This is a genomic window from Actinocrinis sp. (genome assembly GCF_035938995.1).
GTDB lineage: Bacteria > Actinomycetota > Actinomycetes > Streptomycetales > Catenulisporaceae > DASZGI01.
The window spans coordinates 1-26,598 of the sequence record NZ_DASZGI010000339.1; the positions used below are offsets into that span (position 1 = coordinate 1).

Sequence of the window (26,598 nt, forward strand, 5' to 3'; positions counted from 1 at the left end):
CACCGCCGCGGCCAGCGGATTGCCCATGAACGTCGGCCCGTGCGCGAGCACCGGAACCTCGCCCCGGCTGATGCCGTCGGCGACCCGCGGCGTGCACAGCGCCGCCGCCATGGTCATATAACCGCCGGTCAGCGCCTTGCCTACGCACATCACGTCGGGGCAGACGCCGGCGTGGTCGGCCGCGAACAGCTCTCCGCTGCGGCCGAACCCGGTCGCGATCTCGTCGAATATCAGCAGTACGTCGTGCGCGTCGCACAGGTCCCGCAGCGTCCTCAGATAGCCGGGGCTGTGGAAACGCATCCCGCCTGCGCCTTGGACCACCGGCTCGACGATCACCGCGGCGAGTTCGTCGGCGTGACGCTCCATCAGCTCCGTCAGATGGGCGATATACGCGGCCTCTGGCTCGGAGTCGAAGCTGCCTGGGGGAATGTCAGCGAATACCTGCTCAGGCAGCACCCCGCGCCACAGGCTGTGCATGCCGCCTTCGGGATCGCACACCGACATCGGGTGGAAGGTGTCACCGTGATAGCCGCCGCGCCAGGTCAGCAGCCTGCGCTTGGCCGGGCGTCCCAGCGAGCGCCAGTACTGCAGGCACATCTTGACGGCGACCTCGACCGACACCGATCCGGAGTCCGCCAGGAAGACGTGCCGCAGCGGATCCGGCGTGATCTCCACCAGCAGCTCGGCCAGCCGGATCGCCGGCTCGTGGGTCAGCCCGCCGAACATGACGTGCGACATTCGATCGACCTGCGCGTGCGCCGCCGCGTCCAGTGCCGGGTGCCGGTAGCCGTGGATCGCCGCCCACCACGAGGACATCCCGTCGATCAGCTCGACCTGCTCCCGGTGCGGCCGGGCGACCCGCAGCCGCACCCCCTCGGCCCCGGTGACCAGCAGCGGCTCGACTGCTCCCGGCATGGGTCCGTACGGGTGCCAGACCGTGGCGCGATCCCGTGCGAGCAGCGCTTCGACGCCGCCCTCCTGGTAATTCACCCGGACAGTGTTCCAGATGAAGGCGGGCAGGGCTCCAGACGAGAGCGGGCTGCGTTCCAGATGAGAGCGAACATTCTCCCAGACCGCCCGCACCGCTCCCGAACCGAGACGCCCTTGACGCTCGGCGGCCCAGCCCGCCACGATCGGTGTCGGCCGCCGATCATCGCCGGCTGCATCGCCACGTCCGTCCCGGCCCGCGAGAAAGCGACCCCGACGTGCCCCAACCGGCCCCCTCTCCCGCGCACGTCCCGCTCGGAATGGCCGATCCGCGGCGGTCCATCGGGCGGCGGACCTTCGACTTCTCCCGGCAGGTCGCCGTGATGGCGATCGTGAACCGCACCCCCGACTCCTTCCACGACCGCGGAAGCACCTTCAAGCTGGCGAAGGCGGTCGACGCGGTCGAGCGCGCGGTCGCGGACGAGGCCGACTGGGTCGACATCGGCGGGGTGCCGTTCGGCCCCGGTCCGGAGGTCACCGAAGCGGAAGAGCTGGACCGGGTGCTGCCGGTGATCGATGCGGTCCGAACTCGCACCGACGCGGTGTTGTCGGTCGAAACCTACCGTCCCGAGGTCGCCCGCCGGGTCCTCGCCGCGGGCGCCGACGTGATCAACAACGCGACCGGGCTGCACGACCCCGAGATGGCCGACGCCGTGGCCGAGGGCGGCGGATGCCTGATCATCGCGCACAGCGTGTCGCAGCCGCGGGTGCCTGTACGGCGCCCCGAATACCAGGACGTCACCCGCGATGTGACGGAGTTCCTGGAAAAGCGTGCGCGCGAGGCGATGGACCGGGGCGTGCCGGAGGACCGGATCATCATCGACCCCGGGCACGACCTGAACAAGAACACTTACCACTCGCTCGAACTGACCCGGCGGCTGAACGAGGTCTCGGCGCTCGGCTATCCGGTCCTGGTCTCGGTCTCCAACAAGGACTTCATCGGCGAGACGCTGGACCGGCCGCAATACGACCGGCTCGAGGGCACGCTGGCCGCCGTCGTGGTGTGCATCCTGCAGGGCGCGCGGATCGTCCGGGTGCACGACGTGCGGTCCGTCGTGGCGGCGGTGCGCACGACGGAGGCGATCCTGGGCTGGCGGCCGCCGGTCGCCCCTAGGCACAACATGACGTAGCTGACCGACACCACGCTCAGCCGGGTGCCCTATGCTCTCCGGCAGACTTACGGTGGACAGTGCACGCGGAAGTGGGAAACCAAGGCGATGAACGGGATGTTCTGGTTCCAGCTCGTGGTGATCGTCGCGCTGCTGGCGGCCGTCGGCTGGCTCGCTGTCGGCGGCGGCGGGCACATGTCCGAGCCGATGCAGGACCGGCCCGACCTCGCCCTGCCTCGCGAGGGACTGCTCGCCCGCGGTGACGTGGACCGGGTGCGCTTCTCGGTCGGAGCGCGCGGCTACCGCATGGACGAGGTCGACGACGTGCTCGATCGGCTCGCCCACGAAATCGATCTTCGCGAGCAGCGGATCGCGGAATTGGAAGGGCGCGCGCCGCGGTCTGAGGAGGGCGAAGCCGGACGCGCCGACGTGGATTTCGAAAGCGCTGATCCCGGCGTTTCCGCACCGGAGGGTTCAGCCGCCGAAGGCTCCTTCGCGGCGAACGGAGCGGCGTCTAACCCGCCATCTGAGAACGCGTCAACAGATGAGTCCGACCCGGCCGCATCTCACGCCGGAACTCGGGGTATCAACGAAGCGGTTGACGCGGATCCGTCCGCATAATCAGACATATCCGTACCGAACTCAGAAATCCTTAAGACTAGCGGCCACGGCCGCATTCGACTTCGCCTTCTTCTTCCCGTTCGCCCGTTTCGCGGGCTCCGAAAGCACACCGAACCTCCATTCCCCCTCCACCTGACCTTCATCCGGCGGTATCGTAGGGCTCGAAGGCCGCGCACCGGGGCGCATGGACGGCGTCCGGTTTGTCACGGCGTGCGCCTGTCGGAACGTTGTGATCCCGTGACTCGTTGCTTACGTTGGGTGGTTACCGCGTAACATCTTGACGCCGCGCACGTTGCGCGGTTTCCTGACTTCACCTCAGGCGGGAGGTGTGGGAATGGCAGTGGAGACCGCTGTCGCCGTCGGCGACCTGGCTCCGGTACAGATCAGGCCCTATGACAGGGCGTGGAGCGAACAGTTCGCGATCTGCGCGGATATGATCCGCGGATCGCTCGGCGGCTACGCGGTCCGGGTGGACCATATCGGTTCCACTGCGGTTCCCGGGCTGCTCAGCCGTCCGCATCTCGACATCCAGGTCTCCGTGGCCGAGCCGGACGCCGAGGAGGAGTACCGGGCGGCGCTCGAGGATCTCGGCTTCGCACTGTGGGTGCGCGAGGCGGACCGACGAGTCTTCGTGGCTGCGGCGGGAGCGCTCCCGGCGCACGCCCCGCGCCTGGAGACGCACGTCTACGTCTGCCGTTCCGGCGGTGTGCTCGAGTACGACCAGCTTCTGCTGGTCCAGTACCTCGCCACGCACCCGGAGCGCCGCGAGCTCTACGCGGACCTCAAGCGCGATCTGGCGAAGCGGTTCAAGCACGAGCCGGCCGCGTACGCGGAGGCCAAGCAGATCTTCCTGCGCGAGACGGTGCGGTTGGCCCACCGGGCGTACGCGGGCCTGCGGGAGTCGGGCTACCTCGGCTGATTCGAGCCTTGCAGTCGCGAGCGCTGTGGTGGCTGCGGCCACCGTGGCGCGCGACCGCATGCGGCGCACGTCCCTGCCCGCACACCTAAGGCGTGAGTCTGCTTCTACGCGTGCAGCTGCTCACGTGCACGTTCTCCGCGCTGACGCGGGCTGGCGACTGGCGCCAGCCCGACATCTTCAGCGTGCGCAAGGCCCCTCGCGTCGCGGCGGCGGGACCGGGGCACTCAGCCTCCCTTGAACCTGTCAGCGGCCCTTGAAGTCCGGCTTGCGCTTCGCCAGGAACGCGTCGACCGCCTCCCGGTGGTCATCCGTACGGCCGCACTTCGCCTGCATTTCTTCCTCGAAGACGAGCGTGTCGGCGAGCGTGTGCGACTCGCCGAAGCCGACCGACGCCTTGAGCGCCGTGTACGACACGGTCGGTCCGGCGGCAAGCCGCGCCGCCAGCTCCGCGGCGCGCTCGGCGAGCTTGTCCCCCGGGACGATCTCGGTGACCAGGCCGAGGTCGGCGGCCTGCTGCACCGGAATGGTCTCGGGCATGAGCAGCATCTCGAGTGCCTTGGCCCGGCCGACCAGGCGCGGCAGCGTCCACGACGCCCCGGAGTCCGCTGAAAGGGCGACGCCGGCGAAGGCGAGGTTGAACGCCGCCGTCTCCGCGGCCAGGCGTAGGTCGCAGGCGAACGCGAACGCCGCGCCCGCGCCGGCCGCCACGCCGTTGAGCGCGGCGATGCTCGGCTTGGGCATCTCGACGATCGCGAGCGTGATCGGATTGTAGTGATCACGCACTGTAGTCAGCGGGGGCTCGCCGCTCATCAGCTTCTGCGCGTGCTCGCGCAAGTCCTGTCCGACACAGAAGGCGCGTCCAGTCCCAGTGAGCACGACGGCTCGCACGCTCTCGTCGGCGGCGGCCCGTCTCAGGGCCGCGAGCAGGGCTTCCTTGGTGGCGACGTCGAGCGCGTTCATCGCGTCCGGCCGGTTGAAGGTGATCGTGGCGACCGCTCCGGAAACCGTGTAGAGGACGGGTTCGACGGGCGTGGATTCGACTGAGGTCACGAAAATAAGTTACTCGCTGGTAACGCTCGCGGCCAGCTTGTTCTCAAGTTGTGTTTTCCCACTGCCGGTGACGTGCGGGATAATGAGCATCGGTTCAGGGTGTCCGCGCGCCCTGCACGAGTTCCATGCCGGCCCGGTCCGGTGTATAAGGCGCACGGACCGAATGTCCGAAAGTGCGCAACCGATGAGGAAGGGGAACGAGCATGGCGGCGATGAAGCCGCGGACGGGCGACGGCCCGCTCGAAGTGGTCAAGGAGGGGCGCGGCATCGTCATGCGGGTGCCCCTCGAAGGCGGCGGCCGACTCGTCGTCGAACTGTCCCCGGACGAAGCGGGCGCACTCGGCGACGCACTCAAGAACGTGGTCGGCTGACGACTGCCCTCTGCCGTCCGGTCCGCGGGGCCGGCGGCGGTCGTGCGGACGCAGCTTGCGCAGACTCATCCAGGGTCGTGGCGACAGCAGCCCGCGCACCGGGAGAAGCTGAGGCTTCGTACCCGGCGCGCGGGCTTCGTTGTGCCCGACACCGTCGGCGCAGGTCGCGTCCCCCGCGGACAGTGTCGTCCGACGGCGGTTCATCCCGCGGGAGTGAGCCACGCCACAGTTCGGGAACCCACCGGTGTGGTCGGCCGTTGGTCGAGGTGACAGGACGGCGTCCGGGAACGCGGGCTCTCAGGCATCTTGAGTCGAGCTCTATCAAGTTTCACAGGTCGCTCTCAGCCTTTCCGTCACACCAGGAGACTAGGGTGGTTGCAGCGGTACTCGGACGACGAGGAGGTAGTGCCGTGGCACTCGGGGGCTCTGGTGATTTCGGTGAGGCGGGATTCGACTCCTTTCCGTCGGCGGTGCCGGGTGGTGCGGGGGAATGGACTCCGCCGTCCTGGGACGAGGTCGTGCGCACGCACTCCGCGCGGGTTTACCGCCTCGCGTACCGGTTGACTGGGGACCGGCACGACGCGGAGGACCTGACGCAGGAGGTTTTCGTCCGGGTCTTCCGGTCGCTGAGCAGCTACACGCCGGGCACCTTCGAAGGCTGGTTGCACCGGATCACCACGAACCTCTTCCTCGACTCGGTGCGGCGCAAGGCCAAGATCCGCTTCGAGGGGCTGGCGGACGACGCGGCGGACCGGTTGGCAGGCAAGGAGCCGACGCCGGCGCAGGCCTACTTCGACACCCATCTGGACGCGGACATCGAGAGTGCGCTGGCGTCACTGGCCCCGGAGTTCCGCGCGGCCGTGGTGCTGTGCGACATCGAGGGACTGTCCTACGAGGAGATCGCCGCCACGCTCGGGGTGAAGCTCGGAACCGTCCGGTCCCGCATACATCGCGGCCGCAGCCAGCTGCGCGCCGCCCTCGCGCACCGCGCGCCGGGCGAGGCGGCCGGCTTGCCTCCGTTGGAGACGATTGACGACGACACGCAGCGGACGGCCCGCGGGAAGGGAGCGCGTTGATGGTCCGCTTCAATGAACACCTCGGGGCACGCCTCGGCGCTCTCGTCGACGGCGAGCTCGCCCACGACGACCGTGACCGCGCGCTGGCTCACCTGGCCGGCTGCGTGCAGTGCCGGACACTGGTGGAGTCCGAGCGGGCGCTCAAGGAGCAGCTCGGCGCGATGCCGATGCCCGAGCCCTCGGCGCGGCTGATGGCGGCGCTGTTCCAGATCCCGCAGACCGAGGCGCCGCCGCCCCCGCCGCAGGACGGTCCGCCCCAGATCGGCGGCTTCCTGGGCCGCTCCTCGGCGTTCCTGCCGGAGTTCGCCGTGGGCCTCCGGCCGATCGGCGACCTGCCGGACGACCCGTCGCTCGGCGGCGACGACCCCTCGATGAACCGGGTTCGGGCCTCGCGCGGCCGCGCCTTCTCGTCCGCTGACTCGGCGTTCCTCAGCCTCGGCCGCGGCCTGCCGACCATCCGCTGAGGGCCGCGGCCGCTGTCGGCGCTGCCCGCAATGCTCTACTTCGGCGATCGCCACGGCAGCGCCGAACTGAGCGCCGTGCGCACCTGGTCATAGCCATGCCGCCGCCGGTCGGCAGCAGCGCCAGCATCGCAGCGCAGCCACGCTAGGAACACCCGCAGGCTTGAGTCGGCTGTGTGGTCGAGTCCGGGCAACGTCGGGAGGAACGCGGCGTCGACACCTGTCACCAGTGCCGTCAGCTGGCTCGAGCAGGCCGTGTGGTCGAGTCCGGACAGTCTCGAGACGAACGCGGCGTCGGCATCCGTCATTAGTGCCGTCAGTAGGCGAGGGGCGAGCCGCTCCAGCCACCGGTCGCGGCGCAGGATCGACGCGTGCCGGATGAGCAGTTCCCTCAGTCGCCATCAGTCATCAGCACCAATCCGCTCACCAGCGACTGGCAGATCCGCTTCCAGTCGGCCTTCGTACCCACGTCGAGCGCCGCGACCGCGTAGCTACACATGATCGCCCCGAGCATCCGGTATTTGCGTCTGCACTGCGCTTTCTCCCGCAGTTCGAACCAGCGCAGCCCACGTGCACTAGGCGCGGGCGACTCCGCGAGGTCGGCGCAGGCGAGCACGAGCCGACGGAACGAGGCCGTCGCGCCGGACCTGCGCCACGCTCCGCCGAGCAGATCCGCGCATCCCCGCGCGGGCGGGTGAACACGGTGTTTTCGCGGTTCGCGGCGGTGCCTCTGTCTGGCACGCCGCCCCGCCGGTTAATCTGGACTTTGGTCCGACGGACCGCGCGCAGCACCACCCGCCAGCCGATGCCGGAGCCCGTGATGTTCTTCGATCTGTCCCCGCTCGAGATAGTCGTGCTGGTCGGGCTGGCGATCGTGCTGTTCGGTCCGGACAAGCTGCCCCAGGCTGCCGCCAGCGCCGCGCGGCTGCTGCGCCAGATACGCGCCTTCGGCGAGAACGCCCGGGCCGACCTGCGCAACGAACTCGGCCCCGAGTTCGAAGGCCTGAGCCTGGACGACCTCAACCCCAAGACCTTCGTCCGCAAGAACCTCCTCGGGGAGGGCGAAGAACTGCGGGCGCTGCGCGACGACCTGACCGCCACGCTGCGCGACCCGCTCAACACCGCGGACGTGCCAAGCCAGCGCGCGGTGCAGCCCCCGGCCCTCGCGGCCGGCGAGCGTCCGCCCTACGACGCGGACGCCACGTAACTCGAGCGACCCACGGAGTCGACCTTGACCAGCCCGGCCCAGACCCCCGGACAAGCCGCGACTCGTCAGCAGAGATCCGATCCCCGCGCGAAGCACTCCAGCCCCGCCGAACTCGCCTTCCGGTTCCGTGCCGCGGCGTTGCCCTGGTACGGCCTTGACGATGGCTGGTTTGGCTCCCGGCGCGTCGGCGGCCTGTGCACCGATCCCGACGGCACGGTGCGCTACGGCACCCTCGAGCACGGAGACGCCCCGGCCGGACGCCCCGGCGTCGACCCCCAGCGCCGTGCGGTGACCGTCGTCACCATGGCCGCGCTGCCCAGCCGCCCAGAGCTGCGCTCCGACGGCACTGTGGGGCCTGGGGTGATTGAGGCGGCGACGGTGGCCACCGTAGCTGCCGTGGCCGGAATCGGCCTGGTCGAAGATCAGTGGCCGTGGCACCTGGAGGTCGCGGTCCGGCAGAGCTGGCTCGACCAGCAGCGCGAAATGGCCGCGCAGGTGGCCGACCGGCTCGGCGACCTGCCCTGGCGGCTGCTCACGCTCACCGTTGACGGCATGCCGCAGGTCTTCCACTACCGCGAATCGGAGTACGGCTGGGTCCTGGCCACGGCGACGCGCCGCTGCCTGCTCGCCGCGTACGGGCGCGGGGTGTCGGCGTACTCGCTCGCGTTCACCCGCGCCGAGTTGGACCAGTACGACGACTGAGTTGTCCGGCTATCCGATCTTCGGATCGAATGGTTATCAGATTGGTGTGGCGCTCGGTTGAGCGTGCCGCGTGGGGGGACCGACAGCGGCATCCTGACCAGGCCGCGCCATCTCGGCTGGGTCGCTGTGTGATGGCGGGGTCGGAGTCGGGATATAGCGCGTGGCGGGGAGACCGACAGCGCCATGCTGACCAGGCCGCTGTCTGATGGCAGGGCTGGAGTTGGGGTTCAGCGCGCGGTGGGGGAGGCCGACAGGGGATATCCCACGCCACCTGCCCACCAAGCACGCCGCACCGCCACCGAATCCAGCCCCGACAAACCCCCGCACAAACAGCCCCCGCAACCATCCAACTCCAAAACCCAGCCACCCACCCGAGGAGGGCCGCAAGCGCCGCGCGGCCGAGGCGGCGCCACCGACAGCGACATGCCGACTAGGTCGCTTCTGGTGGCGGGGCTGGGTTCGGCGTGCGGTGGGGGAGACTGACAGCGACATGCCGACCGGGCTGCGCCGTTTCGGGTGGGTCGCTGTGTGGTGGCGGGCTGGGGTCGGGGTTTAGCGTGCGGCGGGGGAGACCGATAGCGACATGCCGACCAGGCCGCGCGCCCGGCTGCTGAGGCGGTCGGCGATCGAGATCAGCACCGCCGCGGCCGGGGCGTCGGCGTCCGCGAGCACCAGTGGCTCGCCGTTGTCTCCGCCCTCCCGCAGCCGCATGTCGATCGGCACCTGACCCAGCAGCGGGACCTGCGCGCCGGTGGCCCGGGTCAGCGCGTCCGCCACGGTCTGGCCGCCGCCCTCGCCGAACACCTCCACCCGCTCCCCGCAGTGCGGGCACGGCAGCCACGACATGTTCTCCACCACGCCCACGATCCGCTGCCGCGTCTGCAAAGCGATGGTGCCGGCCCGCTCGGCCACCTCGGAAGCGGCCTGCTGTGGCGTCGTCACGACCAGGATCTCGGCGCTCGGCACGAGCTGCGCCACCGAGATCGCCACGTCGCCGGTGCCCGGGGGCAGGTCCATCAGCAGCACGTCTAGGTCGCCCCAGTACACGTCGGCCAGGAACTGCTGCAGCGCGCGGTGCAGCATCGGGCCGCGCCAGACCACCGGCTCGTTGCCGGGGGTGAACATCCCGATCGAGATGACCCGTACGCCGTGCGCCACGGGAGCCATGATCATGTCCTGCACCTGGGTCGGCCGCTCGGTCACCCCGAGCATCCGCGGCACCGAGTGGCCGTAGATGTCCGCGTCTACGACGCCGACCTTCAGTCCCTTCGCCGCCATCGCCGCGGCGAGATTCACCGTCACCGAGGACTTGCCGACCCCGCCCTTGCCGGAGGCCACCGCGAACACCCGGGTGAGCGATCCGGGCTTGGCGAAGGGGATCTCCCGCTCCGTCCGGCCGCCGCGCAGCTTGGTCTGCAACGTCTGGCGCTGCTCGGCCGACATCACGTCCAGCTCGACCCGGACCTCGCGCACTCCGGGAACCTGGCCGACGTGCGTCTTGACGTCGCTGGTCAACCGATCCTTGAGCGGACAGGCCGCCACGGTCAGGTACAAGGCCACGTCGACGGTGCCGTCCGGGGCCACCGCGACCGACTTGACCATGTCCAGCTCGGTGATCGGGCGGCGGATCTCAGGATCCTGCACCTGCTCGAGAGCGGCGCGGACCTGCTCCGGTGTCGGAGCGGCGACGGTCGTCGTGTTGTCGGGCATACGGCCATGCTATGCGCCCGCGGGAGTGTGATTCGACCACGGGTCGCTGGCCTGTGGATAACTCGCGGCCTACTCGCGCGGGTCTTCCTTCCGCGCGGGCAGCGGGCCGGACGCCAGACCCTTGGCCTCCCCCAGCTCCCTGAGCAGCGCCTGTACCTCCGTGCGCACGACGTCGCGGGTCGCCAACTCCCCGACCGCGAGCCGTAGCGCCGCCACCTCGCGCACCAGGAAGTCGGTCGTCGCGACGGACAGCTCCTCGCGCTGCCGGTCCTGTTCGATCTGCACCTTGTCCCGGTCCGCCTGCCGGTTCTGGGCCAGCAGGATCAGCGGCGCGGCGTACGCCGCCTGGGTCGAGAAGGCCAGGTTGAGCAGGATGAACGGGTACGGGTCCCAGCGGATCGACCGGCTCCACACCAGGATGTTGAGCGCGATCCACACCACCACGAACGCTGACTGGATCAGCAGATACCGGGAGGTGCCGAAGAACCGGGCGATGTCCTCGGAGATCTGACCGAACTTCTCCGCGTCTACGTAACCGCGCAGGTTCAGCTGGCGCTGCGTGGAGCGGGGCTGGTCAAGCCTGATCTGCGTACGCTCGGCCTGCCGCTCGCCGCGCGCGGTATGCGTCTGCGACTCACTCTTCACGGCCGCTCTCCTCCGCTGCGCCGCCAGAATCCCGGTCACCCTCCGGTCCCTTGTAGCCGTCCGATCCGTCCGATCCGTCCGGACTGTGATCAGTCTTCGAGGACTCGGACGGCATGTCCCGCTCGCGCCAGTCCGCCGGGAGCACGTGGTCCAACACGTCGTCCACGGTCACCGCGCCGATCAGATGCCCGGCGTCGTCCACTACAGGCGCCGCCACCAGGTTGTACGTCGCCATGAACGAGGTGACCGCCGCCAGCGGCTGCTCCGGGCGCAGCGGGTGGATTCCGGTGTCCAGCGCCGCGCCCACCCGAGTCGCGGGCGGCTCGCGTAGCAGCCGCTGGAAGTGCGCGATCCCGAGGTAGCGCCCGGTCGGGGTCTCCAGCGGCGGGCGGCAGACGTACACCTGGCTGGCGTGTACGGGGGACAGCTGCGGCGTCCGGATCCGCGCCAGGGCGTCGGCCACGGTCGCGTCCGGGGGCAGCACCAGCGGCTCGCTGGTCATGATCCCGCCCGCGGTGTCGTCGGAGTACACCAACAGCCGACGCACCGGCGCCGCCTCGTGCGGCTCCATCAGGCCCAGCAGCTGCTCGGCTTGCTCCGTAGGCAGATCGCCGAGCAGGTCGGCGGCATCGTCCGGCTCCATCGCCTCTAGGACGTCGGCGGCCCGCTCTGCGCCGAGCCGATCGAGGATCTCCGCCTGATCTCCCTCGGGCAGCTCCTGGAGCACATCGGCCAGCCGCTCGTCGTCGAGCGTGGCCACCATCTCGGCGCGTCGTTTCGGGGCCAGCTCGCGCACCGCGCGCGCAAGGTCCGCCGGGCGCAGCTTCTCGAACGCGACCGAGAGCGCCGTCGTGGTCGGCGCTCCGCCGTCCTCGGGCACGAAGCCGGTGACCGCCTCCCAGTCCTCCACCGAGGTCTCTCCGCGCCGCCGCAGGCCTTTGCCGGGACGCCGGACGAACAGCCTGGTCACTTCCCAGTCCCGATTCGCGTCCTGGTCCATGGCCACGTCGACCACGTGCACCGGCGTGCCGTCCGACACCAGCCGCACGCTGCGGTCGGCGAGCTCGGCCAGCAGCAGGCTCTCGCCGGGGCGCTGCTGGAAGCGGCGCATGTTGAACAGGCCGGTGGTGACCACCCGGCCGTCCTCGACGATGTTGACCCGCGTCATCGGCAGGAACACCCGGCGCCGCCCGGTGACCTCGACGAGCAGGCCGAGCACGCGCGGGCGCTCGCCGGAATCGCGCAGCGCCACGATCACGTCCCTGATCCGGCCGACCTGGTCACCGTCCTGGTCGAACACGGCCTGCCCCGCCAGGTGCGAGACGAAGATCCGGGAGTGTGCCCTGCTCGCCGCCACCCGAGTTCCTCCGCCCTTGTATGTGCGTCATCGCATGGTCGTGTTCCGGATCTCTGGCGAAGTCAGACTAAGGCCGCACCATGCAGGTCCGACAGTCGGGAGATCTGTTGAACGGGCGAGGGCGCGGGCTCGCTACACTGCCGGACTCGTAGGGCGCACCCGTGCGGCGAGTGCGACGACCTCCAGGGAAGTGACGGCGAGTCGAATGGCACGTGTATCCGTCGTTTCGGCCGTGGTGGGCCCGTGCATCGCGGTGGCGGCGGCCGTCGCCCTGGCGGCGTGCTCCGCCGACGACCCTGCGCACCGGTCCTTCCGTCCCGAGGTGGTCACCGCGGCGGGCGTGCCGTACACCGGAAACGGCATCGCGGAGTTCGACCCCCAGGCGATCGTGTCGAAGGCGGTCAACGCCACCTCATCCGCCTCCGCCGTCCAACTGGCCGGGACACTTACGGGCGTGCCGGTGCCTAAGGCGACGTCCTCGAGTTCCGACACGGTGATCTCAGGGTTCTCGCAGCAGCGCTCGAGCACGTCCGCCGGAACCTTCACCCTCGACATGGTCTTCACCCAGTTCGGCGCGGTCGGCGACATCACCGACGGGAGCGCCACCGCCCGGCTGCTGCGCATCGAGGATCAGGTCTGGAGCGCCCAGCCTTCGTCCTTCTGGAAGGCGGCGGGAGCAGCGGACGGGGGTAAGGCTTTCGGGGGCCTTTACGTCAAGATCCCGTCGGCGGATCCGCGCTACGCCGGATTCTCGAACGATACCCGCATCGGCTACCTGCTCGACCACCTGTTGCAGACCTCGGCGACGTGGAAGAAGGGGCCGCTCGGCACGGTAGACGGCATGAACGCCCTGGAGCTCGACGGCACCGGTTCGGGCGGCCACAAGGCGGCGGTGTGGGTAGCCACGGACGGAGCGCCTTATCTGATCCGGATCGCGCCTACTGCGGGCAGCTACCGCGGTCAGCTCGACTTCACCGGCTACGACGCGCGCCTCGCGGTCCAGGCGCCGCTGCCCGGGCAAGTCCTCGACAACGCGCTGCTGGTCCTGCCGTCCAGCTCGCCGAGTTCGACGCCGTACTGGGTCCCGTCGACGAGCGGATCGCCGACAGGCGCCTCGTCCGGGCCTGCCTCGGTCCCGGCGAGTCCCACGACGGAGGGCTCGAGCACTTCGCCGTCTGTCGGGCCGACGGCCAGCTTTACCTGGCCCACCCCAACGCCGAGCGCCTCACACAAGCACGGCGGAGGCGGCTGATATCAGGTAGTAGGGCGTTGCTCGCTCTGGCGGTGCCAGCGCCCTTACGCCCCAAGGCTCGCGTTGGCGCTTGTGGATTAGTACTTGCGAGTCGTTGCGGGTGACGGTGGCACCGGCGCGGAACCCGAAGCCTGTTGGTAGCGGCCGGGCCCCTCCAGAAGCGCACCCTGCGGACGGATGCGGAACACTGCCGAGTTTGCCGCCCACCGCTCCGGCTGTGCCTCGCCGTCGTGCGCGTTGAGTCGCTTGGCGTGCAGGACCGGAACCACCGCCGCCCATTCCGGGCTGTCCGGCGTGACCCTCGCGACCGCGCCCGGCCAGGACACCAGCCGACCGCCTTTGTCCTTGGACCGGACCGTCACCCGAACGGTGATGCCGTCCATGAGCCCGGGGAGGACCTGCTCGCCGCCGCCGGTGACCACGTACACGGCGCCCGCGCCGTCCTGCTCGTGCCAGACGTGCCACGCCGCCCGGTCTCGGGAGCCGGGCACCGCGACCCAGATCAGCCCCGACTTCTTGCACGCCTCCTCGACGAGCGCGGCGTCCGGGATCGGAAGCACGGCGCGGGCGGGCGACGGCGGAGGCGTCGGAGTCGGCGACGACGGGCTGGTCATGAGAAAAAACTTTCCCACAGCGGTATCCGGCATCTCATAGTGGGGACAGGCTGTAGAAGTTCGCTGGTGTCCCGCTAGTCTGACTGGCAGCGCGTGTCATACCCGCGAGGGAGGTACACCCCTGACAGCTCAGACCGCCTCACCCGATGCCACGCCGGCTGCGTCCCTGGTCTCCGCCGTCCATCGGCCGCCGCGCGCCGACATCGCCGTGCTCGCGGTCGCCATCGCCGCGGTGGGCACCTCCGGCCCGTTGATCGCCGCTACCGCCGCCCCCGCGCTGGCGATCGCGTTCTGGCGCAACGCGATCGGTGCCGGCGCCCTGGCTCCGTTCGCGCTCTGGCGGCACGCGCGCGAGCTGCGCGCGATGCGCCGGTCGCAGTGGCTGGCCGCGCTCGGCGGTGGTGTCGCGCTCGGCGCCCACTTCGCCACCTGGACCCCGAGCCTGACCATGACCTCGGTCGCGTCGGCCACCGCGTTCGTCGCCGCGCAGCCGATCTTCGCGGCGCTGATCGCCCGAGTGAGCGGGGAACACGTTTCGAGCCGCGCCTGGACCGGCATCGTGATCTCGGTGGTCGGGGTGGTCGCCCTGTCCGGCGTCGACCTGCACCTATCCGCCCGCGCCTTCTCCGGAGACCTGCTCGCGCTGCTGGCCGGTGCGCTAGCGGCCGTGTACATGACCTTCGGCGCGAAGGCCCGCCAGACGCTCTCCCTCTCGCCCTATGCGGTGATCTGCTACACGACCGCCGCCGTGACGCTTGCCCTGTTGGCGCTGGCTACCGGCGAGCACCTCGGCGGGCTGACCGCCAACTCCTGGATCAAGATCCTCGCGCTCACCGCCGGCGCGCAGCTGCTCGGCCACACGCTGTTCAACCGGGTGCTCAAAACCACAAGCGCGACCGTAGTGTCGGTCTGCATCCTGCTCGAGGTGCCGACCGCGGCCTTGATCGCGGCGCTGTGGCTCCGCCAGGTGCCGTCCTGGGCGACCATCCCGGGCGCGCTGATCATCCTGACCGGCCTGGTGATCGTGGCCACCAGCGGGGGAGCGCGTGGTGGGAATCACCCGGGCGCCCCCGAGACGGCCGATGTGACTCACCAGTAACATGGCCAAGCTGCGCTTCCCACGCGGCAGAGCGGCGGTGAAAGATTTGGCCACGGGAGACGCTTTTCCTCCCGTGGCCAGATCTACAGCCGCCATAAAGCTCTGGCCGCGTGGGAAGCGTGAAAAAGACACGGTCCGTACCCGATCCCGGGAGGGAACCCATGGCCCAGCAGAACCGCCCCCGCCGCTCCTGTCTCGCCGTCCCCGGCTCCAACCCCAGGTTCCTGGAGAAGGCCCAGACGCTGCCGGCCGACCAGGTCTTCCTGGACTTGGAGGACGCCTGCGCGCCGCTTGAGAAGGAGGGCGCCCGACACAAGATCGTGGACGCGCTCAACAACGGCGACTGGACCGGCAAGACCCGCGTCGTGCGCGTCAACGACCTGACGACGCACTGGACGTACCGCGACGTGGTGACGGTCGTCGAGGGCGCGGGCGGGAACCTCGACTGCATCATGCTGCCGAAGGTCCAGGACGCCGGCCAGGTGGTCTGGCTCGACCTGCTGCTCACCCAGATCGAGAAGACGATGGGCTACGAGGTCGGCCGCATCGGCATCGAGGCGCAGATCGAGAACGCCAAGGGCCTGGTCAACGTGGACGCCATCGCCGCGGCCTCGCCCCGGATCGAGACGATCATCTTCGGCCCGGCCGACTTCATGGCCTCGATCAACATGAAGTCGCTGGTGGTCGGGGAGCAGCCGCCCGGATACGACGTCGGCGACGCGTACCACTACATCCTCATGCGCATCCTGATGGCCGCCCGCGCCAACGGCGTCCAGGCGATCGACGGCCCCTACCTGCAGGTGCGAAACCCCGACGGCTTCCGGCGGGTCGCCGGCCGCGCCGCCGCGCTCGGCTTCGACGGCAAGTGGGTGCTGCACCCCGACCAGATCACCATCGCCAACGAGCTGTTCTCGCCGACCCAGGAGGACTACGACCACGCCGAGCTGATCCTGGACGCCTACGACTACTTCACCTCAGAGGCGGGCGGGAAGAAGGGCTCGGCGATGCTGGGCGACGAGATGATCGACGAGGCGTCGCGCAAGATGGCCCTGGTCGTCGCGGGCAAGGGGCGCGCGGCCGGGTTCGTGCGCACCTCCAAGTTCGAGGCGCCGCGGGCGTAGCGTGCGCCGGGTCGGTCGGTGCGCCGGTCGGCCCCGTGGCCCGCGCCACACTTCACAACCGCGCCGCCCGCGACGATACTCACCGGTAACAAAGGTGCGCGGCGCGCCGACCGCCGCCGCGCCGCCGACCTCCACCGCCCCGCACCCCGCCGCATGGGGGCGGGAGCACGACTGACCTGGGAGCCAGCGCATGGCACGACTCGCCCGTACCGAAGGACTCAGCGAGGTCCAGCAGGAGATCCTGGCCGCCGTCCACGGCTTCGTGGACAAGGAGATCATTCCGGTCGCCACCGAGCTCGAGCACGCCGACGAGTACCCGGCCGAGATCGTCAAGGGCATGGTCGAGATGGGCCTGTTCGGGCTGATGATCCCGGAGGAGTACAGCGGCATCGGCGAGTCGCTGCTCACGTACGCGCTCGTCGTCGAGGAGATCGCGCGCGGCTGGATGTCCGTGTCGGGCATCCTCAACACCCATTTCATCGTCGCCTACATGATCAAGCAGCACGGCACCGACGAGCAGAAGGCGTACTTCCTGCCGCGGATGGCCGAGGGCACCGTGCGCGCGGCCTTCTCCATGTCGGAACCGGCCCTCGGCTCCGACGTCGCCGCGATCAAGACCCGCGGGGTGCGCGACGGCGACGACTTCCTGATCACGGGTCAGAAGATGTGGCTCACCAACGGCGGCACCTCCAACCTGGTCGCGCTGCTCGCCCGCACCGACGAGGGCCAGGACGCCCCGCACCGCAACATGACCACGTTCCTGATCGAGAAGGAGCCCGGCTTCGGCGAGGTCCGCCCCGGCCTGACCGTGCCCGGCAAGCTGGCCAAGATGGGCTACAAGGGGGTGGACACCACCGAGCTCGTGCTGGACAACGTGCGGGTGCCCGGCGACCGGGTGCTCGGCGGAGCCACCGGCCGGGGCTTCGCGCACATGATGGACGGCGTCGAGGTGGGCCGGGTCAACGTCGCCGCCCGCGCCTGCGGGATCGCGCTGCGCGCCTTCGAACTCGGCATCGCCTACGCCCAGCAGCGCTCGACCTTCGGCAAGCCGATCGCGCAGCACCAGGCCATCCAGTTCAAGCTGGCCGAGATGGCGGTCAAGGTGGAGGCGGCGCACCAGATGATGGTGCGCGCGGCGCGGGTCAAGGACGCCGGACAGCGCAACGACCTCGAGGCGGGCATGGCCAAGTACCTCGCCGCCGAGTACTGCAAGGAGGTCGTCGAGGACTCCTTCCGGATCCACGGCGGCTACGGCTACTCGAAGGAATACGAGATCGAACGCCTCTACCGCGAAGCCCCGATGCTGCTGATCGGCGAGGGCACCGCGGAGATCCAGAAGATGATCGTCGGCCGGCGGCTGCTGGAGGAGTACAAGCTCAAGGGCTGACTGTGGGACAGATCAAAATATTGTCATACGGCGCGGGATGGGGACGGGGCGAGCTGGCGGCGCTGTGGTCGGCCGGTGAGCGCGGGTGGCAGCGTCGAGGACAGGCGTGCTGGGCGTGGCCCGGCGGTGTCGTGGGCGGGTTGGCTGGCTGGCGCGGGTTAGGGGGTGTTTGGAAAGGAGTGTCGGTGAGCCCGCAGCGTCTGGCGCGTGCGATCGCAAGGCGGCGGAGTTCCCTCGTGTCGGGAAGCTGTGAACCACGGGTGCCTGGCGGCACCCGGGGGGTGCTTCGCCCACGCAGCGAGCCCACCACACAGCAGGCGCCGCGGGCCTAGCGAGACCTTCCAAACACCCCTAGCAGCGTCGGGGCCGGACGTGCTCGGCGCGAGCTGGTGGCGCTGTGTCCGGCGGCCACTCGCGAGTCCGCTTCACAGCCGGCCGACACGCCAGGCATAGAGTTGTGCGCATGCATGGCTTCACCAGACCGGAACCGTATCCAGGGAGACGCGGATCCGGGCTGCGCCGTGACGTTCCGGGGCAGCTGCTGCGGGTGGCCGGCACCGTCCACCACACCGTCGTCGACCCCGGGCCGCAGGACTCCGTGCCGGTCGTGTTCACTTCCGGGCTCGGCGGCGCTTGGTACGACTGGGACTCGGTGGTCCCGCTGCTCGCCGGCCGGGCCACGCTCGTGCGCTTCGACCGGCCGGGTCTCGGCTGGTCGCAGCCCTCACCGATCCCGCCCAGCCTGGCGGGCGAGGCCGATCGCATCCGGCAGCTGCTCGAAGCTCTCGACCTGAGCCGCCCGGCCGTCCTGGTCGGGCATTCGCTCGCCGGCTTCCACGTCGAGGCCTTCGCACGGTTGTACCCGGAGCTGACCGCGGGCGTCGTGATCGTCGACGGCTCGACCGAGCCCGACGCCCTGCCCCCGGCCGGATACTCCCAACGGGTGCGCCGGTGGCGGTTGATCGGCGGCGCCCTGCGGGTCAGCGGCCTCGGCGCGCTGGTCGGCCCTGTGGTGCGGCGCGCGGCGATATCCGCGACCACGATGCACGGTCCCGACGCCGCGGATGTGCGCCAGGTGGCGGCGACGTTCGCGGCCGGGCGTCCCGACACGGCGGCGATGCTCGAGAACGCCACTTACTACGACCTGGCCGCGCAGTTGCTCGAATTGCGCTGCGAGAAGCCCTTCCCGCCGGTGCCTCTGCGCGTGCTGGCAGCCTTCGGGGCTTCGCGGTTCGAGCGCGCGCTGCTGCCGCCGAGCCTCGCCTCGCGGATGCGCGACGGATGGCGGCTGCGCCAACGCGAGCTCGCCGCGCTCTCGCCGCACGGCGAGATGGTGGAGTTGGCGGACAGCGCGCACTACATTCCGTTCGACCGCCCGGACGCCGTGGCGGACGCCGTGCTGTCGGTCCTGCCCGCTCCGCCCGCATCCAGCGAGGCCTGACGCCTCAATTACCGGCCACACGCTGACGCGACCGTGCGCGGTGCGGCAGGATAGGGCGCGAACCTCGACAGGGAGGGCTGACTAAACACCGATGGCAACCTATTACGTGATCGCACGCATGGACGGTACCCGGCAAGTGGGACCGGACCGGCAGACCGTCGATCTCGCCGACGCGCTCGGGCGCGGGATCACGCACTTCATCCAGGTTCCCGAACTGGCCGAGGACGAGCAGCCGCAGGACCCGTACGGCCTGCTGGTCTACCCCGAGCCGGCGCAGTCCGGGCTCGGCGTGGCCGACGACATGACCCTGACACTCGGGGTGGACGGCGCCTTCCGGCTCTTCCAGCTCCAGGCGGTGCCCGCCCCGGAGCACTTCACCCCCAGCTCGGCCGTCGGCGCCCAGGCGATCGTCAGCCGCGAGTTCCTGGTCACCGCGGAGGTCCCGACGTGGTGGGCGTACGGGCCGCACGGGCGCAACGTGCTCGGCCTTATCTACGCCCTCACCAGCCTCAAACGCGAGGAGCTCGACGCGATCGGGCGGCGCATCGACGCGGCCGGGCTGGAGTTCGCCCGGGTCAAGTTCGACGCGCTGGCGGTGGCCGACCGCGCCATCAACAAGGCGGGGCGCGGCGGCGCGGCCCGGCTCGCCCGCGGCTACGCCCGTGCGGCCACGTACGGCACCTGGGACCGCGACTCGGCCCTCGGCCACGCGGCATCGCTGGCCGGGGACATAGCGCACGTGATGAGCGTCGGCGACCTGGTGGACGATTCGACGGTCGACTCGCTCACCCGGTGGCTGGAGCCGCAGATCGCGCAGCTGCTGGCGATCGGAGAAGGACCGGAGTACGCGACCGTGGTCGGCTTCGAGCATGAGGGGTCGGCCGAAGGCGAGCCGGAGGCGGAGGAAGGCGCGCAGTAGCGGACGCGGGGCAAGGCGGATCAGCGGTCTGCCTCGCCCGCGGCGGGGTGTGACCGAATTCTCGCGGCGTAACCTACCAGTCGGTAACTTGTTGCGGCAGGATGACTGCACGCACAGCCGCGAGCCGTCTCCGGCTGCCGTACCCGCTTTGAACACTGTGAGGAGCTGACCGCGATGCAGTTCGGCCGCTACTTCGAGGAGTTCGAGGTCGGTGCCGTCTACAAGCACTGGCCCGGCAAGACCGTGACTGAGTACGACGATCATCTGTTCTGCTTGATCACGATGAACCACCACCCGCTGCACATGGATGCGCACTACGCCGAACAGACCACCGACTTCAAGCGCAACGTGGTGGTCGGCAACTACATCTACTCGTTGCTGCTCGGCATGTCGGTGCCGGACGTGTCCGGCAAGGCCATCGCGAACCTCGAAGTCGAGTCGCTGCGGCACATCGCGCCGACCTTCCACGGCGACACGATCTATGGCGAGACCACAGTCCTGGACAAGACGGAGTCAAAGTCGAAGGACGACCGTGGCGTGGTGTACGTGGAGACGCGCGGCTACAAACAGGACGGCACGGTCGTCTGCGTCTTCCGCCGCAAAGTGATGGTGCCCAAGCGCTCCTACGGCGAGGCGCGCGGCGGCGAACAGCCCGGACGGCCAGAACCACTCGCGTGAACGCATATCGCTGATACCCTGTCGGCGATACTCGGCGCGTGCGATATCTCGCGACCTGGATGGCCCCCGACCGAGTGATGGAAGCTTGACGTGGCGCACCTGAACGGGGGACTGTTCAGCCTATGAAGGGCGAGCCGAGCTGCCCGCGGTGCGGGAACAGAGTACGGCCTCCGGGCGATCCGTCGGCTCTGCTGCCGGTGGTGCCCGACGAGCTGGCCGGGACGGTGCCGGACACGGTGCCGGAGAACCTGGCCGACCTCCCGGTGGACCTGCTGCCGGTCGCCTCGCCCGCCCGCGCCGCCGAGTTGTGGACCTGCGAGGTGCACGGCGCCGTCTATCCGGTGCAGCCGGTCCTCGCGCCGAGCCCGGCCGTGCTCGGCACGGTGGTCGGCCGCTCGCAGGTGCCGCTCTGGCTGCCCTGGCCGCTGCCGAACCACTGGGTGTTCGGCGGGGTCGCGTACGCGGGCGATCATCACACCGGAGCGCGGGCCACCGTCCTGGCCGCGAGCGGACCCTCCCCTTTCGGCGGAGAGGGCGACCTACTGCTGATCGCGGAGGAGATGGGCATAGGGCTCGGGGCGCGCTTCGCCGGACTGACCGGCCCCGATCCGGGACCCATCTTCGAGGACACCGCAGCGCACGCGAAGGTGTACGCGGCCGGGCGGCCCACGCCGCTGTGGTCGGTGCCTGACACCGGCGACCGCGCGGTGTTCGTCGGCGAGGCGCGCGGCACGTGGCTTTGGCTGGTGCTGTGGCCCGCGATCGCCGGAGCGCTGCTCTACGAGGACCTCGTGCTCACCGACCTGCGCGACGCGGGCGCCGAGATCGGGCATCTGCCCGTCGGCTCCCTCTCACCCCGCTTCTTCGCCTAAGGCGCAGCGGGGTTCCTCGAGCCTGGGCCGGTAGGGTAGTCGGCGGCCGGGAACCACAGTGGGTACGGCCAGGCCCGTATCTTCACCCCCGGGGACCAGGATGCGCATCGACCTGCACACACACAGCTCGTGCTCCGACGGCACGGACAGCCCTACCGGGCTGATCGCCGCCGCGAAGGAATCCGGCCTCGACGTCGTCGCGATCACCGACCACGACACCACCGCCGGCTGGGACGAGGCCGCCGAGGCCGGCGAGCGGTTCGACGTGACGGTGGTGCCCGGCGCCGAGCTGTCCTGCCGCCTGGACGGCATCCAGGTCCACATCCTTGGGTACGCGTTCGACCGCGAGGAGCCGGAGTTCGCCCGCGAGCGCAATCTGCTGCGCGACGACCGGGAGCGCAGGGCGAAGCTCATCGTCGAACGCTGCCGGGAGCTGGGCGCGCCGATCACCTGGGAGCAAGTGCGCGAGATAGCGGGCAACGCCGCGATCGGCCGTCCGCATGTGGCCAGCGCCCTGGTCGAGGCGGGCGTCGTGCCGACCGTGGACGCCGCGTTCTCCTCCGACTGGCTCGCCGACGGCGGCCGGGCGTACGTCGACAAGTACGCGCTCGACCCCTATCGCGCGCTGGACCTGCTGCGCGCCTCGGGTGGCTTCGCGGTGTTCGCCCATCCGGCGGCCGGACGGCGCGGACGGATCGTCACCGACGAGCAGATCGCCGCGCTCGCCGCGGCCGGCCTGCGCGGCATCGAGGTCGACCACGTGGACCACGACGCGGCGGCGCGCGACCGGATCAGGGCGCTGGCGCGGGAGCTGGGCCTGGTGCCCACCGGTTCGAGCGACTACCACGGCACCCGCAAGACCGTACGCCTCGGGCAGAACACGACGGCTCCGGAGGCATACGAGGCGCTGTTCGCGGGCACAAACGGCGCCGCGCCGAAGCGCGCGGCGAGACCCGAGGACGCGCCCCGTTGAACACGACGCTCTTCGGAACCTCGTTCATCACACTGTTCGTCATCATGGACCCGCCCGGCATCGTGCCGATCTTCCTAGCGCTGACCTCGGGCCGCTCCAGGCGCGACCGCAGAAGGCTGGCTCAGCAGGCGGCGGTCGTCTCGCTGGTCGTGATCTCCTGTTTCGCCGCGTTCGGAAGGCAGATCCTGGAGTACCTGGGCATCACGGTGCCCGCGCTCGAGGGCTCCGGCGGCCTGCTGCTCCTGCTGATCGCGCTCGAACTGCTCACCGGAAGAGCGGACAAGCCGAGCGAGACCACCGACGTCAACGTGGCGATGGTCCCCCTGGGCACCCCCCTGCTGGCCGGCCCGGGTGCCATCGTCGCGGTGATCCTCTTCGCCCAGCGGATCCACCAGACGGGCGACTTCCTCGCGGTCGCCGCCGCGATCCTGCTGGTCCACGTGGTGATCTGGCTGACCATGCGCTTCTCGGTGGTCATCATCCGGGTGATCAAGGACTCCGGTGTCACGCTCGTCACCCGCATCGCCGGTCTCCTGCTCGCCGCCATCGCGGTGCAGATGGTCGCCAACGCCGTGATCGCCTTCGCCCAGAACGCCAAACACTGAGCGCCGCGCACTGACCAAGCGACGACGTGCCCTGATTCCCGCCCGGGCCTGGTCGCCCTGCTCAGCCGAGCCAGAAGTCGAGCAGCACCTTCGCGGTGGCCTCGGGCTGCTGGGTGTTCGGCGAGTGCCCCGCGTCGGGGATCGCGGCGAACCGGGCGTTGAGGCGTTCGGCGGTGGCCCGCTGTAGTTCGGCTGGCCAGACGTCCTCGTCCAGGCCGGTGACCACCAGGCAGGGCAGGTTCGCAGTGACCAGCAGAGCCCTGAGTTCCTCGGTGCGGTCGGGTTCGTCGAGCAGGCTTCGGGCCATCGACCGCAGCGATGCCGGATCGTTGGCGAGCCACCGCTTGAGTAGGAAGGCTTGCACCTCGGGATCCGGATGCCGATTGACCGGCTCCATGTCGTGGATCTGCTGGAGCGTCAGTTCCTGCGAGGCGGCGAGGAAGAGTTCGGTGCGTGCTCGGGCCGCGTCGATCACCCCGGCCGGTCCTGAGCAGAGCAGGGTGACGGACCGAAGATCCGACGGCACGTCGCCGCCGAGGAGCGCCTCGCGCACCGCGTGTCCACCGAACGAGTGACCGAGCAGGTGGATCGGACCGCCGTCGGCGACCAGACCGAGTACCGACCTGATGTCCGCGCCGAAGGCTTCGACACTGTAGCCGCCGGGGTCGGGTAGACCGGGCGACTCGTACTGGCCGCGCAGGTCGAGCGCGAACGCCCGGACTCCTGCGGCTGCGAGCGGTTCGAGCAGCGGGAGGAAGTCCTCCTTCGAGCCGGTGAAACCCGGCACCAGCACCGCGGTGGCTACCACCGGCCCCTCCGGCCGACCCTCAAGAGCGGCCAGGGGACCAGTGGACACCTCCAGATCGGTGCGCCGGGCGCAGCGCGGTATCGCTATGGATTCCGGGACGGACACGGTGCGCTCGGGCCTTCCGCTCGCGGTGCGCCGACTATCCGGCCGGCTTCTCGTCTGACGCGTCCGACGGGGCGGGGGACTGCGCCGCGGAGTTCTTGCGGCTCCGGGTCCGGGCGCGCGGCGGACGCACCTGAGTGCGACGCGGGTTCGCCACTGGGCCGACGTTGAGCTCCTCGTCCTCGCCGCTGGCCGGAGCCTCGTGCTGCGTGTCCTCAGCGGTGCTTGGCGCGGCGGCCTTGCGGGTCCGGGTCCGCTTGCGCGCCGGTGCGGCTGACGTCTCGTGAGCCGTCTCCGCGTCCGCGCCGCTCGGCTCGCCTTCGCCCGCCGCGGGCTGCTGCTCTAGCGAGTTCGCCGGAGCAGGCACTGTGGCCACTGGCGGGTGGGCGAGCGCGCCGGACTCCAGCTTCACGCTGCGGCCGGGGCGGGCGGGCGGCACGGCCGTCTTGCGAGTGCGTGCGCGCCGACGCGGCGCGGCCTCAACCGCGGCGTCCGCCATCGCGACTGCGCTGACCGGGGCCTCGTCGACTACGAGGGTGTCATTTTCAGTCGGCAGGGAAGCCGCGCCGTCCGTCTCCGCACTGCCCGCGCCGACCTTCGTACCGCCGCGGGTACGAGTGCGCTGACGCGGTGTGCGCGCCGGCCGCTCTACCTTCGCAACCGCCGGTGTGTCCTTGGCGCCTCGGCGAGTACCGGGCCTGGCCTGGCGGCCCCGGCCGGTCTCGCCGAGGTCCTCGAGCATTTCGGCGTCGAGGCCCTCGCGCACCCGCTCCTGACGCGGCAGCACACCCTTGATGCCCTCGGGGATGCCGAGGTCGGCATAAAGCTGCGGCGAGGTGGAGTACGTCTCGGGGAGCTCGGGGAACGGCAGCGCCAGCGCCTTGTTGATCAGCTGCCAGCGCGGCACCTCGTCCCAGTCGACCAGGGTGATCGCGATGCCGGTCGCGCCGGCCCGGCCGGTGCGGCCGATCCGGTGCGTGTAGACCTTCTCGTCCTCGGGGCACTGGAAGTTGATCACGTGTGTGACGCCCTCGACGTCGATCCCGCGCGCGGCCACGTCAGTGGCCACCAGCACGTCGATCTTGCCGTTGCGGAACGCGCGCAGCGCCTGCTCCCGGGCGCCCTGTCCGAGGTCTCCGTGCACCGCCGCGACGGCGAAGTGCCGGTCCTCCAGCTCCTCGGCGATCTTCGCGACCGTCCGCTTGGTCCGGGCGAAGATCATCGTCAGCCCGCGGCCCTCGGCCTGCAGGATGCGCGCCAGCATCTCCACCTTGTCCAGCGAGTGGGCGCGGTAGACGAACTGGGTGATGGCGCGCACCGTGGTGCCGGCGTCGTGCGGGTCGGCGGCGCGGATGTGCGTCGGCTTGGTCATGTACTGCCGGGCCAGCGAGATCACCTGGCCGGGCATGGTCGCCGAGAACAGCATCGTCTGCCGCTGGGCGGGCAGCTGCCCGATGATCCGCTCCACGTCGGGCAGGAAGCCGAGGTCGAGCATCTCGTCGGCCTCGTCGAGCACGAGGGTGCGCACCCGGTCCAGGGACAGGTGACCCTGACGGCTGAGGTCCAGCAGGCGGCCGGGGGTGCCGACGGCGATGTCGATGCCGGCGCGCAGCGCGGAGACCTGCGGCTCGTAGGCGCGGCCGCCGTAGAGCGCGTGCACTCGGATCGCCCGCACCTTTCCGGCGGCGAGCAGATCGTTGGTCACCTGGACCGCCAGCTCCCGGGTCGGCACGACGACGAGCGCCTGCGGGGTGCCGTTCGCGGGGGCGAGCCCGCCGGCCGGGCCGGAGCCAGAGCGGCCGCGGCGACGGCGCGAGCCGCTCTTCGCGGGCGCCGCGCTCGGGGTGGCCTGCGCGGGGATCTCCGCGGCGGCGGGGTCGGGGTCGGTGCCGGGTCCGGCCACCCGCTGGAGCATGGGGATGCCGAACGCGAGGGTCTTGCCGGTGCCCGTCTTGGCCTGGCCGATCACGTCGGACCCGGCCAGCGCCACCGGGATGGTGGAGGTCTGGATCGGGAACGGGACCGTGATGCCGAGCGCGTCGAGCGCCTCCACCGTCTCCGGTAGGACGCCGAGGTCGGCGAAGCTGCGGGGCGGGGCGGCGGCCGCGTCGATGGCGGTCGGCGCCCCGGTCGGTGCCGCGTCCGCGGCAGCCTCAGGGGTATCGGTGTCGGCAGCGGCGCTGCCCTGGATCGAATTCGTGCGGATGCTGATGGTCTTGACCTCTTCGTCCTCGTCGACGGCGCGGGCGTCCCAGGAAACCGGTGGTCGCCACCGGTTCTGCCTCGGCGGGTCGCGGACTTGGCGCCGCGGTTGCCGAAACCGGGATTCGGCCGGGGAGCGCGGGGATCAGCCGACCTCGGGCGCGGGGCCCGGGACGGATCCGCCGGGCGGCTTCCCAGCCGCTCGCAAGGGCCGCTGCCGTCGTCTTAAGGGGCGGGCCGTGCGGTCGGAGCCGATCGGGGTGCTATTCGGCCGACCGGGCATCCTGTGCGATCCGAAGGTCACTCGACC

Annotated in this window: 28 protein-coding genes; 18 read left to right on the forward strand and 10 right to left on the reverse strand. The window is 70.4% G+C overall.

Annotation, left to right across the window (positions count from 1 at the left end):
* Positions 1 to 990 (reverse strand): adenosylmethionine--8-amino-7-oxononanoate transaminase (bioA, locus tag VGZ32_RS24155; protein ID WP_326888472.1); only part of this gene is annotated, 990 nt, incomplete at its 3' end.
* A gap of 257 nt (positions 991 to 1,247) precedes the next feature.
* On the opposite strand from bioA, the gene folP reads away from it, so the two are divergent.
* From folP to VGZ32_RS24170, 3 genes are all read left to right on the forward strand, one after another.
* Positions 1,248 to 2,117: a dihydropteroate synthase gene (gene folP, locus VGZ32_RS24160; protein ID WP_349263730.1), complete on the forward strand. Its 870-nt coding sequence runs from the start codon at positions 1,248 to 1,250 to the stop codon at positions 2,115 to 2,117.
* 96 nt (positions 2,118 to 2,213) lie between these two features.
* The gene (locus tag VGZ32_RS24165) at positions 2,214 to 2,717 is read left to right on the forward strand and encodes a DivIVA domain-containing protein (RefSeq protein ID WP_326888474.1); all 504 of its coding nucleotides are present in this window, start codon (positions 2,214 to 2,216) and stop codon (positions 2,715 to 2,717) included.
* Positions 2,718 to 3,051: 334 nt separating this feature from the next.
* Positions 3,052 to 3,636 (forward strand): GrpB family protein, encoded by a 585-nt coding sequence (locus VGZ32_RS24170; protein WP_326888475.1) that lies wholly within the window; start codon positions 3,052 to 3,054, stop codon positions 3,634 to 3,636.
* Positions 3,637 to 3,879: 243 nt separating this feature from the next.
* Here VGZ32_RS24170 and VGZ32_RS24175 read toward each other — a convergent pair whose 3' ends face one another.
* Positions 3,880 to 4,686, reverse strand: coding sequence for an enoyl-CoA hydratase-related protein (locus tag VGZ32_RS24175; protein WP_326888476.1), 807 nt, complete (start codon positions 4,684 to 4,686; stop codon positions 3,880 to 3,882).
* A 203-nt stretch (positions 4,687 to 4,889) separates the two neighbouring features.
* Here VGZ32_RS24175 and VGZ32_RS24180 point away from each other — a divergent pair, with 203 nt between their 5' ends.
* The 3 genes from VGZ32_RS24180 (at position 4,890) to VGZ32_RS24190 (ending at position 6,597) form a co-directional block, all read left to right on the forward strand.
* Positions 4,890 to 5,057, forward strand: coding sequence for a DUF3117 domain-containing protein (locus VGZ32_RS24180; protein ID WP_211467520.1), 168 nt, complete (start codon positions 4,890 to 4,892; stop codon positions 5,055 to 5,057).
* Positions 5,058 to 5,527: 470 nt separating this feature from the next.
* Complete coding sequence (sigE, locus tag VGZ32_RS24185; RefSeq protein ID WP_349263731.1) at positions 5,528 to 6,133, forward strand: RNA polymerase sigma factor SigE; 606 nt, start codon at positions 5,528 to 5,530, stop codon at positions 6,131 to 6,133.
* Complete coding sequence (locus VGZ32_RS24190; RefSeq protein WP_326888478.1) at positions 6,133 to 6,597, forward strand: zf-HC2 domain-containing protein; 465 nt, start codon at positions 6,133 to 6,135, stop codon at positions 6,595 to 6,597. The genes sigE and VGZ32_RS24190 overlap by 1 nt, the downstream gene beginning before the upstream one ends.
* A 35-nt stretch (positions 6,598 to 6,632) precedes the next feature.
* On the opposite strand, the gene VGZ32_RS24195 is transcribed toward VGZ32_RS24190, so the two are convergent.
* Together VGZ32_RS24195 and VGZ32_RS24200 are read right to left on the reverse strand one after the other, a co-directional pair.
* Complete coding sequence (locus VGZ32_RS24195) at positions 6,633 to 6,902, reverse strand: hypothetical protein (protein WP_326888479.1); 270 nt, start codon at positions 6,900 to 6,902, stop codon at positions 6,633 to 6,635.
* 83 nt (positions 6,903 to 6,985) lie between these two features.
* Complete coding sequence (locus VGZ32_RS24200) at positions 6,986 to 7,210, reverse strand: hypothetical protein (RefSeq protein WP_326888480.1); 225 nt, start codon at positions 7,208 to 7,210, stop codon at positions 6,986 to 6,988.
* A gap of 189 nt (positions 7,211 to 7,399) precedes the next feature.
* On the opposite strand from VGZ32_RS24200, the gene VGZ32_RS24205 reads away from it, so the two are divergent.
* On the forward strand, positions 7,400 to 7,801 hold the full coding sequence (locus VGZ32_RS24205) for a sec-independent translocase (protein ID WP_326888481.1): 402 nt from the start codon (positions 7,400 to 7,402) through the stop codon (positions 7,799 to 7,801).
* A gap of 24 nt (positions 7,802 to 7,825) precedes the next feature.
* Positions 7,826 to 8,503 (forward strand): hypothetical protein, encoded by a 678-nt coding sequence (locus tag VGZ32_RS24210; protein ID WP_326888482.1) that lies wholly within the window; start codon positions 7,826 to 7,828, stop codon positions 8,501 to 8,503.
* Between the two features lie 552 nt (positions 8,504 to 9,055).
* Here the strand turns inward: VGZ32_RS24210 and VGZ32_RS24215 are convergent.
* The 3 genes from VGZ32_RS24215 to VGZ32_RS24225 form a co-directional block, all read right to left on the reverse strand.
* Positions 9,056 to 10,213, reverse strand: a complete 1,158-nt coding sequence (locus tag VGZ32_RS24215; protein WP_326888483.1) for an Mrp/NBP35 family ATP-binding protein — start codon at positions 10,211 to 10,213, stop codon at positions 9,056 to 9,058.
* A 69-nt stretch (positions 10,214 to 10,282) separates the two neighbouring features.
* On the reverse strand, positions 10,283 to 10,798 hold the full coding sequence (locus VGZ32_RS24220; RefSeq protein WP_414642590.1) for a DUF1003 domain-containing protein: 516 nt from the start codon (positions 10,796 to 10,798) through the stop codon (positions 10,283 to 10,285).
* A gap of 49 nt (positions 10,799 to 10,847) precedes the next feature.
* Complete coding sequence (locus VGZ32_RS24225) at positions 10,848 to 12,215, reverse strand: magnesium transporter MgtE N-terminal domain-containing protein (protein WP_326888485.1); 1,368 nt, start codon at positions 12,213 to 12,215, stop codon at positions 10,848 to 10,850.
* Between the two features lie 205 nt (positions 12,216 to 12,420).
* Between VGZ32_RS24225 and VGZ32_RS24230 the strand changes: the two genes are divergently transcribed.
* On the forward strand, positions 12,421 to 13,467 hold the full coding sequence (locus VGZ32_RS24230; protein WP_326888486.1) for a hypothetical protein: 1,047 nt from the start codon (positions 12,421 to 12,423) through the stop codon (positions 13,465 to 13,467).
* A gap of 77 nt (positions 13,468 to 13,544) precedes the next feature.
* Here the strand turns inward: VGZ32_RS24230 and VGZ32_RS24235 are convergent, their stop codons facing one another.
* Positions 13,545 to 14,081: a hypothetical protein gene (locus VGZ32_RS24235; RefSeq protein ID WP_326888487.1), complete on the reverse strand. Its 537-nt coding sequence runs from the start codon at positions 14,079 to 14,081 to the stop codon at positions 13,545 to 13,547.
* A 208-nt stretch (positions 14,082 to 14,289) separates the two neighbouring features.
* Here VGZ32_RS24235 and VGZ32_RS24240 point away from each other — a divergent pair, with 208 nt between their 5' ends.
* The 9 genes from VGZ32_RS24240 to VGZ32_RS24280 all read left to right on the forward strand — a co-directional run bounded on the left by VGZ32_RS24240 (position 14,290) and on the right by VGZ32_RS24280 (position 23,176).
* On the forward strand, positions 14,290 to 15,180 hold the full coding sequence (locus VGZ32_RS24240; RefSeq protein WP_326888488.1) for a DMT family transporter: 891 nt from the start codon (positions 14,290 to 14,292) through the stop codon (positions 15,178 to 15,180).
* Positions 15,181 to 15,341: 161 nt separating this feature from the next.
* Positions 15,342 to 16,301, forward strand: a complete 960-nt coding sequence (locus VGZ32_RS24245; RefSeq protein WP_326888489.1) for a CoA ester lyase — start codon at positions 15,342 to 15,344, stop codon at positions 16,299 to 16,301.
* 190 nt (positions 16,302 to 16,491) lie between these two features.
* Positions 16,492 to 17,688: an acyl-CoA dehydrogenase family protein gene (locus tag VGZ32_RS24250; RefSeq protein ID WP_326888490.1), complete on the forward strand. Its 1,197-nt coding sequence runs from the start codon at positions 16,492 to 16,494 to the stop codon at positions 17,686 to 17,688.
* 463 nt (positions 17,689 to 18,151) lie between these two features.
* Positions 18,152 to 19,129: an alpha/beta hydrolase gene (locus VGZ32_RS24255; protein WP_326888491.1), complete on the forward strand. Its 978-nt coding sequence runs from the start codon at positions 18,152 to 18,154 to the stop codon at positions 19,127 to 19,129.
* Positions 19,130 to 19,220: 91 nt separating this feature from the next.
* The gene (locus VGZ32_RS24260) at positions 19,221 to 20,048 is read left to right on the forward strand and encodes a hypothetical protein (RefSeq protein ID WP_326888492.1); all 828 of its coding nucleotides are present in this window, start codon (positions 19,221 to 19,223) and stop codon (positions 20,046 to 20,048) included.
* 174 nt (positions 20,049 to 20,222) lie between these two features.
* Positions 20,223 to 20,726 carry a MaoC family dehydratase gene (locus VGZ32_RS24265; RefSeq protein ID WP_326888493.1) on the forward strand — a complete coding sequence of 168 codons (504 nt, stop codon included), beginning with the start codon at positions 20,223 to 20,225 and terminating at the stop codon, positions 20,724 to 20,726.
* Positions 20,727 to 20,926: 200 nt separating this feature from the next.
* On the forward strand, positions 20,927 to 21,598 hold the full coding sequence (locus tag VGZ32_RS24270; protein ID WP_326888494.1) for a DUF6758 family protein: 672 nt from the start codon (positions 20,927 to 20,929) through the stop codon (positions 21,596 to 21,598).
* Positions 21,599 to 21,698: 100 nt separating this feature from the next.
* Complete coding sequence (locus VGZ32_RS24275) at positions 21,699 to 22,571, forward strand: PHP domain-containing protein (protein ID WP_326888496.1); 873 nt, start codon at positions 21,699 to 21,701, stop codon at positions 22,569 to 22,571.
* Positions 22,568 to 23,176: a MarC family protein gene (locus tag VGZ32_RS24280; RefSeq protein WP_326888497.1), complete on the forward strand. Its 609-nt coding sequence runs from the start codon at positions 22,568 to 22,570 to the stop codon at positions 23,174 to 23,176. The genes VGZ32_RS24275 and VGZ32_RS24280 overlap by 4 nt, the downstream gene beginning before the upstream one ends.
* Positions 23,177 to 23,237: 61 nt before the next feature.
* On the opposite strand, the gene VGZ32_RS24285 is transcribed toward VGZ32_RS24280, so the two are convergent.
* Entirely contained in the window at positions 23,238 to 24,032 is a 795-nt protein-coding gene (locus tag VGZ32_RS24285) for an alpha/beta fold hydrolase (RefSeq protein WP_326888498.1), read from the reverse strand.
* 91 nt (positions 24,033 to 24,123) lie between these two features.
* Positions 24,124 to 26,115, reverse strand: coding sequence for a DEAD/DEAH box helicase (locus tag VGZ32_RS24290; protein ID WP_414642591.1), 1,992 nt, complete (start codon positions 26,113 to 26,115; stop codon positions 24,124 to 24,126).
* Positions 26,116 to 26,598: the final 483 nt, after the last annotated feature.